Source organism: Hephaestia mangrovi (genome assembly GCF_019880555.1).
Classification (GTDB): Bacteria; Pseudomonadota; Alphaproteobacteria; order Sphingomonadales; family Sphingomonadaceae; genus Sphingomonas; species Sphingomonas mangrovi.
The window spans coordinates 253,335-265,946 of the sequence record NZ_JAINVU010000004.1; the positions used below are offsets into that span (position 1 = coordinate 253,335).

Sequence of the window (12,612 nt, forward strand, 5' to 3'; positions counted from 1 at the left end):
CTCGCGTCGCCTGCAGTAAAAATTGTTTAATTACAGATAGATAAGTGTATGGCACGGATAATGCACCTCTGGGTCCGTCGTCGATTGGACGACGCCATTTTTCGGAGGATGCCATGTCTGTTGATCGCAATTCGTTTCGTCGCCTGGGTCTCGCGCTGGCGGTGATCGCGGCGCCGATCGCGGTCGCATCGGCGGCGCACGCGACGGAAGGGCGCCAGGATGATGCCAATGCCACGCAGAAATACGTGGTGAAGAAGACCAAATCGGGCAAGACGCTCTATTGCACCAACGAAGGGCCCGTCACCGGGTCGCGAATCGGCTCGACCGTCTGCAAGACGCTGGAACAGTGGAAGGACGTCGGCGTCGAGCTGAACGTCCAGCAATAACGTAGCCAAGCCGTGCCCGCGGCGCCACGGTGCGTCGCGGGCCCGCCGTCTAGAACCGATTGTCCCTCGGGAAGCCGGTCGGCGGCATGCGGCCGGCGGCGCCGCGCGCGGTGCGCCAGGGGTTCATGTCGCTTTCGGTGCGGGTGCGGCCGGTGTCGCCGCCCATCGCCCAGCTTAGGCCGTCCTCGAATTTGAAGGTGGTGGCGTCCGAGAGACCGCCGTCGCGGTAGCGCTGCAACTGGACGCCCTGGCCGCGGGCGAGCTCGGCAAGTTCGGTCAGCGGGAAGACCAGCAGCTTGCGGTTGTCGCCGATCGCCGCGACGTAATCGTGGGCGGGATCGACCGGCTTGACCAGCTTGAGCTTGGCGCCCTTCTTGGGTGTGACGACGGTCTTGCCCTTGCGCGTTTCCGCCGTGACGTCGGCGGTCTTGACGACGAAGCCGCGGCCGTCGCTGGCGGCGACCAGCAGTTTTTCGGTTACGCTTGCCGGCAACAGCCCGACGATGTCCTGCTCGCCGTCAATGTCGATCATCAGGCGGACGGGCTCGCCAAACCCGCGGCCGCCGGGGAGCTTGTCGGCGCCCAGCGTATAGAACCGCCCGCTTTCGACCGCGAGCAGCAGCTTGTCGGTGGTCTGGGCGTGGAAGGCGAAGGCGGGGCCGTCGCCCTCCTTGAACTTGAGCGTGTCGGCGGCGGCGAGATCGACATGACCCTTCATCGCGCGGATCCAGCCGCGCTGCGACATGATGACGGTGATCGGCTCGCGCTCGATCATCGCCTCCAGCGGAATGTCGCGCGCCGGGCCGGCTTCCTCGATCAGCGTGCGGCGCTTGCCGAGCGCGGTTTCGGGGCCGTAGCGGTCGCGAATCTTGCCGAGGTCGCGCTTGAGGCGGGTGCGCTGGCGCGCCTCGCTGCCGAGCAATTGTTCGAGCTCGCCGCGCTCCTTTTCGAGCGCGTCCTTTTCCTTGCGCAGCTCCATTTCCTCGAGCTTGCGCAAGCTTCGCAGCCGCATATTGAGGATCGCCTCGGCCTGGCGGTCGGTGAGGCCGAACTCGGCGATCATTACCGGCTTGGGCTCGTCCTCGGTGCGAATGATCTCGATCACGCGGTCGAGGTTGAGGAAGGCGATGATGTAGCCGCCGACCAGTTCCAATCGATCGGCGATCTTGTCGAGTCGGTGCTGCGAGCGGCGCTGCAGCACGATGAACTGATGCTCGACCCAGGCCAGCAGCGCCTCGCGCAAGGACATCACGCGTGGGGTGCGATCCTTGTCGAGCACGTTGAGGTTGAGCGAGAAGCGGCTTTCGAGGTCGCTCAGGCGGAACAGCGAATCCATCAGCATGTCGGCATCGACGGTGCGGGCGCGCGGTTCGAGGACGATGCGGATGTCGGCGGCGGATTCGTCGCGCACGTCGGCGAGGATCGGCAGCTTCTTGTCGTTGATGAGGCTCGCGATCGCCTCGATCAATTTGCCCTTCTGGACGCCGTAGGGGATCTGATCGACCACCGCGATCCAGGTGCCGCGGCCCTGATCCTCGATGTGCCAGCGGGCGCGGGTGCGGAAACTGCCGCGGCCGGTGCGATAGGCCTCCGCGATGATCTCGGGCGCATCGACGAGCTGGCCGCCGGTCGGGAAATCGGGGCCCTTCACATGCTCGAGCACCGCCGCGTCGTCGGCTCTGGGCGTGTCGATCAGCATGATCGCGGCGTCGAGCAATTCGGCTGCGTTGTGCGGCGGGATGCTGGTCGCCATGCCGACCGCGATCCCCGCCGCGCCGTTGGCCAGCAGGTTGGGGAAGGCGCCGGGGAACAGCTCGGGCTCTTCATCCTCGCCGTTGTAGGTCGGGCGGAAATCGGTAGCGTTCTCGTCGAGGCCGTCCATCAGGTCGATCGCGACCTGGGTCAGCCGCGCCTCGGTGTAGCGATAGGCGGCGGCGTTATCGCCGTCGATATTGCCGAAATTGCCCTGGCCGTCGACCAGCGGATAGCGCAGCGCAAAATCCTGCGCGAGCCGCACCATCGCGTCATAGACCGACTGGTCGCCATGCGGATGGTATTTGCCGATCACGTCGCCGACGACGCGGGCGCATTTCTTGTAGCCCTGGCTGGGATCGAGGCGCAGCAGCCGCATCGCCCAGAGCAGGCGGCGGTGGACCGGCTTCAACCCGTCGCGCACGTCGGGCAGCGAGCGCGCGGTGATCGTCGACAGCGCATAGACGAGATAGCGATCGCTGAGCGCGGTATCGAACGGGGCGTCGAGGATGCCGATCGGCGGATTGTCGAGCGGATCGGAAGTGGTGTCGGTAGCCATTGCGCGATGAGTTAGCAGGGTGAGGGGGAGGGCGCTACTGGGGGGCGAAGCCTAAACGAAACGACGTGAAGTGGAGAAAGTGGAGACCGTCGCGGGATTTTCGCGAGTCTTGCGCGGGGACGCGCCTGCGAAGCGGCGGGTTCGCCGCATCCGCGCGACAGTGGCGCGACACGCGCGCGCCGGTTGCGATCCACAGCGCGACAATGGCGCGACCCTGCCGCACGGCGAAGCGACAGTGACGCGACGGGTGGGCGATCGGGATGATGTAGGTGTCAAAGAGCGGCGGCCTCGCGGCGATGGCACCGTGTCTCAGACATTTTCCAACATTGGAAGGCTTGAGGGAATGCGCTGCGGTTGCGGCTATGGATTTCTCTCCCCTTGCGGGAGAGAATAGCGGCGCTTGGCGGCTCTGCCGCCTAGCAGAGCTTAGTGCGGGGGATGCGAGGCGCCGCCTCGCGCGCGGCACAGCCGCGCCAACTGCGCCTAGGCAGCAAGCTGCCAAGGCTCCGTATCCTCTCCCGCAAGGGGAGAGGATCCCGCGAGGGGAGAGGATGTCCGCGTCCGAAATAGTCGGCTAAACCCCCGCCAGATCGCGTTCCACCTCGGCGTGCAACCACTCCCGAAACCGCTTGATCTTGGGCACGTTGCGGCGGTGGTCGGGATAGACCAGCCAATAGGCATAGCCGCGTGTCGAGACCTGGTCGAAGGGGCGCACCAGCCGGCCCTCGGCGAGGTCGTTGCGCCAGAAGAACGGGGTGAGCATCGCGATCCCCTGGCCGGCCATCGCAGCGTGCCCTTCATGCGCCTGTGAATCGAGGCGGACGCCGGCGCGCGGCGGGCCGGCGGGCACGTCGATGCCGGCCTCGCGCAGCCAGTGCGGCCACCAGGGATCGTGCGCACTGACGACGGGCAGGCGCAGCAGATCGTCGAGCGTCAGCGTGCCGCCATGTTCGGCGAGGAAGCCGGGGCTGCACATCGGGGTGAAGTCTATGGGCACCAGCAGCTCCTGCGCAACGCCCTCCCACGGGCCGCGGCCGGCGCGGATCGCGCAATCGACATCGTCGCTGACGAAATCGGCGAGCGCGTCGCTGGTCAACAAGCGCACCGCGGTCGCCGGATTGGCGAGCTGGAAGGCGCCGAGCCGCCACGCCAGCCAGGTGTTGGCGAAGGTGTTCGAGGTGGAGACGGTGAGCAGGCCTTCGTCCTCGGCGCGGAGATCGGCGAAGGCGCCGTCGATCGCATCGAAGGCGCGCGAAACCGGCGCGGCGGCGCGGCGCCCGGCGTCGGTGAGCATGACGCGGCGCTTCTCGCGGCGGAACAGGGGCACGCCCAATCGCTCCTCGAGCAATTTGATCTGATAGCTGACCGCCGCCTGCGTCATGCCGAGCTCGGCCGCAGCGGCGGTGAAATTCTCGTGGCGCGCCGCGGCCTCGAACACGCGGACGGCGGCGAGCGGAGGCAGGTGGCGCATCGCGCATCCATAAGCCCAACTTGTCATCACCGTCCAACGATTTGTTGGCGAGCGGGCGCCGGAAAGCCGATCTGAGGATCACCGGGACAGCATAGGGAACAGGACCATGAATCACGATTTCTACGGGCCGGCCTGGGCGGACAATCACGCCAGGCTCGGCGAGGAGTTCACACGCTTCTTCGGCATGGTTTCGAAGGCGGTTGCCGCGGCGTTCGATCGCCTGCACGCTTATCAATATGATGCGCCGTGGCGGCGGCCGGCGCGCCGCATCAGAATCCGGGCCGAGCGGTGAAAGCCGGCGGCGTGGGGGGCGCCGTCGCGAAGCCGCCTGGGCGCTCCCTTCGCCGCGAGATTGACAACGCTTACCTAAACGGCCCAACCTTCAGGAGCTTTTAACATCTTGGCTTCTAGAGAAGGCGGCGATGGTGGCGTCGAAGCACGAGACCGCTGAGCGTATCGCGCCGACCTTGCCGGCGGGCAATGACGCGCACCCTCTGGAGGTCCGGGCCGGCGCGCTCGAGCTGCTGCCGATTCCGGCAGTGATGGTCACGATCGCCGACGGCACCTTCCGCTTCGAAGAGATCAACACGCCGTTCCGGCAGACCGGGCTCGGCACCAGCGCCGCGCGTTCGCCGCTGGCGCATCTATTGGGCGGCCGCGTGCGCAGCTTTCTCGGCTCCGATCGCGATAGCGAGCAATTCCCCTGGCAGGTCGGCGATGCGGTCGATTGCCGGCATTATCGCGTGATGCTGGCGCGATCGCGGATCGATCCGGTGCATCGCTGCCTCGTCACCCTGGTCGATCAGACGTCCGAGGTGCGTACCGAATACAGCCTGCGCCGCGAGATGCTGACCGACAGCCTGACCGGGCTGCCGAACCGCGCCGGCTTTTCCGATCGGCTCGAGGAGCTGATCGAGGGCGATGCCGCGCCGAGCGCCGGCTGCGCGGTGATGGTCGTCGATCTCGATCGCTTCAGCCGGGTCAATGCATGTCTCGGCTCGCTCGCCGGCGACGAGCTGCTGATCACCGTCGCGCGGCGGCTCAAGGGATCGCTGCGCGCGCGCGACACGCTGGCGCGGATCGGCGGCGATGAATTCGCCATCCTGCTCACGCTCGACGAAGGCCGCGAAGAGGCGACCCGCGCCGCGCAGCGCATTCAGGCCGCGCTGTCGACGCCGTTCCGGCTGTCCGACCTCGAATTCCGCGTCGCCTGCTCGATCGGCGTCGCGTTCTCCGGCGAGGACGAGCGCGATGCCGAGGCGCTGATCCGTCACGCCCAGTTTGCCGTCAACCGCGCCAAGAAAAGCGGCATCGCCGAAGTCTATCATTCCGGCGCCTTCGTCATCGCGCGCGAGCAATTCGCGACCGAGACCGCGCTGCGCCGCGCGATCGACGACGAGGCGCTGAGCCTGCAATTCCAGCCGATCGTCGATCTCGCCACCGGCCGGGTGGCGTCGTTCGAGGCGCTGGCGCGGTGGACCGATGCCGGCGGCACCGCGCGCAGCCCGGCGGAGTTCATCCCGGTGGCCGAGGAATCGGGGCTGATCGTGCCGCTGGGGCGCTGGGCGTTGGGCCACGCGGCACGCACACTGGCGGGGTGGGATGTGCGGGCCGGGGGCAATTGCGGCATCGGCATCGCGGTCAACATCTCGGCGATCCAGATCCAGCGCGATACGATCGCGCCGGTGGTCGAGCAGGCGCTCGCCGCGGCGGGGCTGGCGGGCGAGCGGCTGACGCTCGAGCTTACCGAGAGCGCGATCGTCACCGATCCCGATCGCGCCGCGGCGACGCTGCATGCGCTGCGCGCGCTCGGCACCACGCTGGCGATGGACGATTTCGGCACCGGCTATTCGAACCTCGGCCATTTGCAGAAGCTGCCGATCGACGTGCTCAAGATCGATCAGTCGTTCGTCACCGACATGCTGGCCGATCGCGACAAGGTGGCGATCGTGCGCGCGATCCTCAGCCTCGCGCAGACGCTGGGCATGCGCACCACCGCCGAGGGGATCGAGACTCACGAGCTGGGCCAGACGCTGGCGGCGCTGGGCTGCACGCACGGGCAGGGCTATGCCTATGCGCGCCCGCTCGATCCCGAGGCGGCGTTCGCTTATCTCGCCGAGCGCAACCAGCTGGCGACCGCCTGATCGGCGATCGCGTCGGCGCGCGCGGCATCGGGAAAGCCCTCCGCGATCCACTGGTCTTCCACCGCGCGCAGCAGCCGCGCGACCTCCGGCCCCTTGGCCACGCCGCGCGCGACGATCGCGCCGCCGGTCAGCGGGAAACGCGGAATGGGCCAGGCGGCGATGGCGCGCACGGTTGCGATCGGATCGGCGGCGTGAAGCAGCCAGCGGTCGATCGCCAGCTCGGCGCCGAGCCGATAGGCCAGCGGCTGCGGCGCGCCGGTCTCGTCCACGAGCGCGGAAATCAGCCGCTTGCGATCGGCATTGGAGAGCTTGAGCCGGGCGCCGACCGCTTCGCCCACCGCCGGATCATCGGGCAGCAGCGCGGCGAGGCGGCGGATCGGGTTGGGTGTCAGGCCGGCGCGTCGCTCGGCATCGACAACGCGGGCGAGCCGGGCGACGCCGGGCTGGTCGATCTCGGGCAGCACCGGTGCGAAGATGCCGCGCGAGAGCATCAGCGCGGCGGTCTCGGCCGCGCCCCGGGCGACCAGTAGCTTTAGCAGCTCGGCGGCGATACGCTCGCGCGACAAGGCCATCAGGTCGTTGGCGCGCGCCGCGCAGGCCTCCAGGCCGACGGAATCGGGCGTGTCGCCGAAGCGCGCGTGAAAGCGAAAGAAGCGCAGGATGCGCAGATGGTCCTCGGCGATGCGCTGCAAGGGATCGCCGATGAAGCGGACGCGGCCGGCCTTCAGGTCATCGAGGCCGTCGAAATAATCGAAAATCTCGCCGGTCGCGGGATCGGCGTAGAGCGCGTTCATGGTGAAATCGCGCCGCGCCGCATCGGCTTGCCAGTCGGCGGTGAAGGCGACGGTGGCGTGGCGGCCGTCGGTCTCGATATCGTGGCGCAGCGTCGTCACCTCGATCGGGCTGCCGGGCAGCACCGCGGTGATCGTGCCATGGGCGATGCCGGTCGGCACCGCGCGAATCCCGGCGGCCTGGAGGCGGCGCATCACCGTCTGCGGGTCGAGCGGGGTGGCGATATCGACATCGGTGACGGGCAGGCCGAGCAGCGTGTCGCGCACCGCGCCGCCGACGAACCGCGCGCCGCCGCCATCCGCCGCCAGCAGCGCGGCGAGCGCGGCCAGGCCGTCGCGATGGCGCCATTCGGCATCGGGCAGGATCAGCCGGTCCACCTGAGCCTCCGCGAGAGGTTGACGATCATCGCGGCGGTCGCGCCCCAGATGCGGAAATCGCCCCATATGATCTCGTAATAATGGCGCTCGCGGCCCTGCCATTCGACGCTCGCTTCGACATGGTTGGCGGTATCGAGCAGGAAGGCGAGGGGGACTTCGAAGATATCTGCGACCTCCGCCTCGCGGCGTTCGTAGGCAAGGCCCGGCGGCACCACGCCGATCACCGGGGTGACCTGGAAACCGGTGACGGTGCGGTAGCGATCGGCAAGGCCGACCACCTCGACCAGCGCGGGATCGAGGCCGATCTCCTCGTTCGCCTCGCGCAGCGCGGCGGCGGCAAGATCGGCGTCGCCGGGATCGACGCGGCCGCCGGGAAAGGCGACCTGTCCGGGATGGCGCTTGAGCGTATTGGTGCGGCGGGTGAGGATCACGCCGGGATCGTCGCGGTTCGTCACCGGGACGAGCACCGCGGCATCGACGCCGGGCTGGCTGGCGAGCGCGGCATCGCGCTCGTCGCCGGCGAGCAGGACGATCTCGGGCGCGGGCGCGTGGAGCGCGCGATGGAGCCGCTCGGCGAGCGTCATGCCGCCGCCATCGCGAAGAATGCGCCGTCGCTCCACACGCCCGGCAGCCCGCCTTCGGCGAGCGCGATCTCGGCCAGTTCGTAATAAAGCGGCCGCGCGACCAGCGCGTCGAGGCCGTCGCGAACCGCGAGATAGGGGCGGGGGCCGGCGCCATCCTCTGCGAAGCGCAGCGGGTGATCGCGGCCGGCGACGATCACGTCGCCGGTGTTGAGACGGAAGGCGAGGCGCGCCCGCTCGCCCTCGCCCTCGCGCTTGAGCTCGACCGCGACGAACGGCGCGTCCTCCACGGCGATGGCCAGCTTTTCGACCGGCGTGACGAGGACGAAGCTGCCGTCGGCCTCGCGGCGCAGGATGGTGGAGAACAGGCGGACCATCTCGGCGCGGCCGATCGGGCTGCCCTGGTGAAACCAGGTGCCGTCGCGCGCGATCCGCATCTCGCTGTCGCCGCAATGTGCCGGGTGCCAGCGATCGACCGGCGGCAATCGGCGCTCGGCAGCGAGACGCGCGAGCTCGGCAAGCGGCAGGCCGGCGAAATCGGGGGCGGCGGTCATCGGCACGATTGGCGAGGTAGGCGAGGCGGGCGACGGCGTAAAGGCGTGCGCGACGGTGTTGCTCGAAGGACGCAGCGGAAGGCGGTTTCCGCCGGTTGCCGAGCCAGTGCTTGCTATTGGTGACGTTGTATCATACCGGCGGCGAGATGACGTACCCGGTGGACAGGCAGGCGCAACGGCGGCCGCGCGGCATGGCGCGCCGCGGCCATGCGCCCGCCGCGTCGCCGCTGACCGCGCGCATCCGCTCGGCAAGCCGGCGGATGAGCGCGGGGTTCGTCGCTTTGCTGCTGGCGGCGCTCATTGCCTTTGCCTGGCAGAGCTTCGTCACCCAGACGCATATCCATCTTTCCGACGGCCCGGTGGCGACGGCAAGGGCCGCAAGCACACAGGTGTCGGGGACGCAGCCCGCGCCCGACCGGCCGATCGATTGCCCGATCTGCCACGATGGCGCGATCGCCGGGCATTATCTGTCGCCGGGGCCCGTCATGGTGCTGGCGGCGATCGGCGCGACGCTGTGGCTGTTTGCGCCCACCGCCTCGGCGCCGAGCCGCCACGCGCGCTCGCACGCCTGGCGCAGCCGCGCGCCGCCGCGCCCGCGCATCTGACGTTCGCTATTTGACCGGCATCGGCGCGGGCACCGCGCCGCCGTGCCGCCTTTCGGGCGGGATATCGATCCGCCCCACCATTTTTCGGAGTTTCCGATGCGCCCAGCATTGTTCGTTGGCGTGGCCGCGGCCGCGTTTCTTCCCCATGCCGCGATGGCCCAGAGTTCGTCCACCACGTCGAAGCCGCAGGACATCGTCGTCACCGCTTCGCCGTTCGCCACCGCGACGCCGAGCATCACCGCCAAGGTCGATCGCAGCCAGATCCTCGAATCGGGCGGCGCGAGCATCGCCGATTCGCTGAAGGACGTGCCCGGCATCGCCGCCAGCGGATTCGCCGCGGGCGCCAGCCGGCCGATCATCCGCGGCATGGATTCGACTCGCGTGCGCATCCTCGAGGACGGTCTCAGCAGTTCGGACGTATCGGACATCGGCCCCGATCACGGCGTGCCGATCGATCCCTTGTCGGCGCAGAGCATCGAGGTGGTGCGCGGCGCCGGCACGCTGCGCTACGGCAGCCAGGCGATCGGCGGCGTGGTCAACGCGATCAACAACCGCGTGCCGAGGTCGCTGCCGACCGAGGACCTGTCGGGCGAACTGACCGGCGAGTTCGGCTCGGTCGACGACAGCGGCCAGGGATCGGCGATGATGGACGGCCGAACCGGCGATCTCGCGGTGCATGTCGACGGCTTCTACCGCCACGCCAGCGATTACGACACGCCGCTGGGCCTGCAGCAGAATTCGTTCTTCCATGGCTATGGCGAGACGGCGGGCGCGTCCTATTTCTTCGGCGCGAACAAGGACAGCCATATCGGCGCGGCGATCGAGCAATATGACGCGCAATACGGCATCCCCAGCGACACCACCTATATCGACATGCACCAGACCAAGGTGCTGACCAAGAACTCGTTCGCGCTCGGCTCGGGCCTGCTAAAGACGCTCAACATCGACGGCAGCTGGGCGAATTACCAGCATAGCGAAAACGATCCCGGCGGCGCCGTGCTGACGACCTTCAAGAACAAGGAGATCGATAGCCACGCGGAGCTGCTGTTCGGCCCGATCGGGCCGCTGACCAACACCGCGCTGGGCGTCGAGGTGCAGCACCGCAAGTTCCAGGCGCTGGGCGAGGACAGTTCGTACCTGTTTCCGACGGTGACCGCGAGCGAGGCGGGCTATCTGTTCACCGAGGCACCGATCACGCAGGCCTTCAAGCTGCAGGCGAGCGGTCGTGTCGAGCACGTCCACGTCACCGGCACGCCGGCGTCGGACGTGTTCACCACGCGCGATTACACGCCGGTCAGCGGCGCGATCGGCGCGCTCTACGATATCGGCGGCGCGATCAAGCTGGGGTTCACCGCGTCGAGCACCGGCCGCGCGCCCGCGATCACCGAATTGTTCGCGCGCGGCGGGCATGACGGGCCCAACACGTTCGAGACGGGCGATCCGACGCTGAAGGTCGAGCGCGCCAATTCGCTGGAAGGCACGGTGCGCGTCGACAGCGGCCGGTTCCGCTTCGAGGGCAGCGTCTACAGCACGTGGTTCCACAATTATATCTATGGCGATCTCACCGGCCGGACCTGCGACGACAGCGGCGTCTGCACCACCTCGCCCGATGGCGACCTCAAGGAATTGTTCTACCGCCAGCAGGGCGCGCATTTCCGCGGGCTGGAGGGCAAGGCGAGCGTCGACCTGGTCAAAACCGCGAGCGGCGGGCTGAGAGCGCAGGCACTGGCCGATTACGTCCGCGCCACGCTCGATGACGGCAGCAACGTGCCGCGCATCCCGCCCTACCGTTTCGGCGGCGGGCTCGACTGGAAGGGCAAGCAGATCGATGCCGGCTTCCTGTTCATCCATGATGGGCGGCAAGACAAATACGGCGCGTTCGACACGCCGACACCGAGCTACAACGACCTTTCCGCGCATGTTTCGGTGCGGCCGTTCACCGCGGCACCGGGGATCGAATTCTCGGTGGTCGGCCAGAACCTGACCGACGACGTGCAGCGCGATGCCGCCGCGCTCAACAAGGATCTGGTGGTGATGCCGGGGCGCAGCGTGCGCGTCGTCGTCCGGCTGGCGACCTTCTGATCGCCTTGATCTGAAGGCCGCGCGGCAGCGTCCTCACGCTGAACGTGTTACGGCAACACCACCGTGCCTCGAGCGCTGGCGTTCGTGGATGGTTGGATGTCGGAACACGTCCGGCATGACGATGCCGGCAATTGTCCCCTTCGGACAAAGGCCCATGCGTCATCCCCGCGGAAGCGGGGATGATGTTGCGTGGCGTGCGGTCTCACCAAGTCGCGAACTCATGAAGGACGGCATAGACATAGCAGCCGAGCGGCTGGTTTGTTGCTCAGGGCGAGCATCGGCATGGACTGACTGCGGCCACGGACGTATTACGCGGGCGATCTCCGACGAGGAAGTTCGATGGCGGCCACCCAATCTCCGTCCAGTCAGACCTGGGCCGAAACGCGCGGTGCGAAATGGCGCGATCAGCTCGATCCGATGGAGGCGATGCTTTCGCCGATCGATGCCCCGCTGATCGCCGCGCTGGACCTTACCGCTCGCTTGCGGATCGCGGAGATCGGCGCCGGGGGCGGCGGCGCCACCCGCGCCATTGCCGCGGCCGCGCCGGGCAGCACCATCGAGGGTTTCGACATCTCGCCCGACCTGATCGAGGCCGCCAACGCGCGGGCTGGCGGTGTCGCGCACTTCACCCTTGCCGATGTCGCCCATTTCCGGCCGGCAGAGCGTTTCGATCGCTTGGCATCGCGCTTTGGGGTGATGTTCTTCGACAAGCCGGATCATGCCTTCGCCAATTTGCACCAATGGCTGCGGCCGGGCGGAAAATTGGCCTTCGCGGTCTGGGGGCCGGGCAAGGATGTCGCATTCATGGCCAGCGTGCGGGAAGCGGTGGCGGCGGTAATCGATCTGCCGCAGCCCGATCCGGATGCGCCCGGCCCTTGCCGCTATGGCGATCCGTCCCGACTGCTCGCGCTGCTGGAAGCCGCCGGATTTCGCGATTGCGCAGCCTCCACCTGGCGCGGCGACCTGCAAGTCGGCGGCGGCATGTCGCCGATTGCGGCAGCTCAATTCCTGCTGGCGGCGTCATCCGCGGCCGCGCCGCTGGCTGACGCCGGAGCCCGCGAGCAGGCCGAGGCGCGTGATCGATTGGCCGCGATTTGCGAAGCGAATGTGCGCGATGGCACCGTCTGGATGCCGGCGCGGGTGGAAATCATCACTGCCGCCGCCTGATGGGCGCGGGGCCGGGTTGGCAGGGCCAGCTTTGAAGATCCAAGCCGGCATGGCGGCGTGGCCTTGGTTGGGGCGCTTGCCGATCGATGGCGTTTGAGGGGGCTGGCCCTGATCGCCTGAATCCAGGGGTCGCGTCATGAGG

At 68.2% G+C, this 12,612-nt stretch carries 11 protein-coding genes; 6 read left to right on the forward strand and 5 right to left on the reverse strand.

Annotated elements, in window-relative coordinates:
- The first annotated feature begins 113 nt into the window (after positions 1-113).
- Positions 114-386: a hypothetical protein gene (locus tag K7G81_RS11605; protein WP_223030955.1), complete on the forward strand. Its 273-nt coding sequence runs from the start codon at positions 114-116 to the stop codon at positions 384-386.
- A gap of 49 nt (positions 387-435) precedes the next feature.
- Here K7G81_RS11605 and parC read toward each other — a convergent pair whose 3' ends face one another.
- Both parC and gcvA read right to left on the reverse strand, forming a co-directional pair.
- Positions 436-2,697, reverse strand: a complete 2,262-nt coding sequence (gene parC / locus K7G81_RS11610) for a DNA topoisomerase IV subunit A (RefSeq protein WP_223030956.1) — start codon at positions 2,695-2,697, stop codon at positions 436-438.
- 574 nt (positions 2,698-3,271) lie between these two features.
- The gene (gene gcvA, locus K7G81_RS11615; protein ID WP_223030957.1) at positions 3,272-4,168 is read right to left on the reverse strand and encodes a transcriptional regulator GcvA; all 897 of its coding nucleotides are present in this window, start codon (positions 4,166-4,168) and stop codon (positions 3,272-3,274) included.
- A gap of 106 nt (positions 4,169-4,274) precedes the next feature.
- On the opposite strand from gcvA, the gene K7G81_RS11620 reads away from it, so the two are divergent.
- Positions 4,275-4,460, forward strand: coding sequence for a hypothetical protein (locus K7G81_RS11620; RefSeq protein ID WP_223030958.1), 186 nt, complete (start codon positions 4,275-4,277; stop codon positions 4,458-4,460).
- A 130-nt stretch (positions 4,461-4,590) separates the two neighbouring features.
- On the forward strand, positions 4,591-6,312 hold the full coding sequence (locus K7G81_RS11625; RefSeq protein ID WP_223030959.1) for a putative bifunctional diguanylate cyclase/phosphodiesterase: 1,722 nt from the start codon (positions 4,591-4,593) through the stop codon (positions 6,310-6,312).
- On the opposite strand, the gene K7G81_RS11630 is transcribed toward K7G81_RS11625, so the two are convergent.
- Genes K7G81_RS11630 through K7G81_RS11640 form a run of 3 tightly spaced genes read right to left on the reverse strand, consistent with a single transcriptional unit; the run spans position 6,276 to position 8,616 of the window.
- A complete protein-coding gene (locus K7G81_RS11630) occupies positions 6,276-7,481 on the reverse strand; it encodes a CCA tRNA nucleotidyltransferase (protein ID WP_369412094.1) in 1,206 nt (401 codons plus the stop codon). The genes K7G81_RS11625 and K7G81_RS11630 overlap by 37 nt on opposite strands.
- Positions 7,469-8,065 carry a CoA pyrophosphatase gene (locus K7G81_RS11635; protein ID WP_223030961.1) on the reverse strand — a complete coding sequence of 199 codons (597 nt, stop codon included), beginning with the start codon at positions 8,063-8,065 and terminating at the stop codon, positions 7,469-7,471. The genes K7G81_RS11630 and K7G81_RS11635 overlap by 13 nt, the downstream gene beginning before the upstream one ends.
- The gene (locus tag K7G81_RS11640; protein ID WP_223030962.1) at positions 8,062-8,616 is read right to left on the reverse strand and encodes a DUF1285 domain-containing protein; all 555 of its coding nucleotides are present in this window, start codon (positions 8,614-8,616) and stop codon (positions 8,062-8,064) included. Before K7G81_RS11640 ends, K7G81_RS11635 begins: the two co-directional genes overlap by 4 nt.
- Positions 8,617-8,762: 146 nt before the next feature.
- On the opposite strand from K7G81_RS11640, the gene K7G81_RS11645 reads away from it, so the two are divergent.
- From K7G81_RS11645 to K7G81_RS11655, 3 genes are all read left to right on the forward strand, one after another.
- A complete protein-coding gene (locus tag K7G81_RS11645) occupies positions 8,763-9,221 on the forward strand; it encodes a hypothetical protein (RefSeq protein WP_223030963.1) in 459 nt (152 codons plus the stop codon).
- Positions 9,222-9,317: 96 nt separating this feature from the next.
- Positions 9,318-11,303: a TonB-dependent receptor gene (locus K7G81_RS11650; RefSeq protein ID WP_223030964.1), complete on the forward strand. Its 1,986-nt coding sequence runs from the start codon at positions 9,318-9,320 to the stop codon at positions 11,301-11,303.
- Between the two features lie 339 nt (positions 11,304-11,642).
- On the forward strand, positions 11,643-12,470 hold the full coding sequence (locus K7G81_RS11655; protein WP_223030965.1) for a class I SAM-dependent methyltransferase: 828 nt from the start codon (positions 11,643-11,645) through the stop codon (positions 12,468-12,470).
- Positions 12,471-12,612 lie beyond the last annotated feature (142 nt).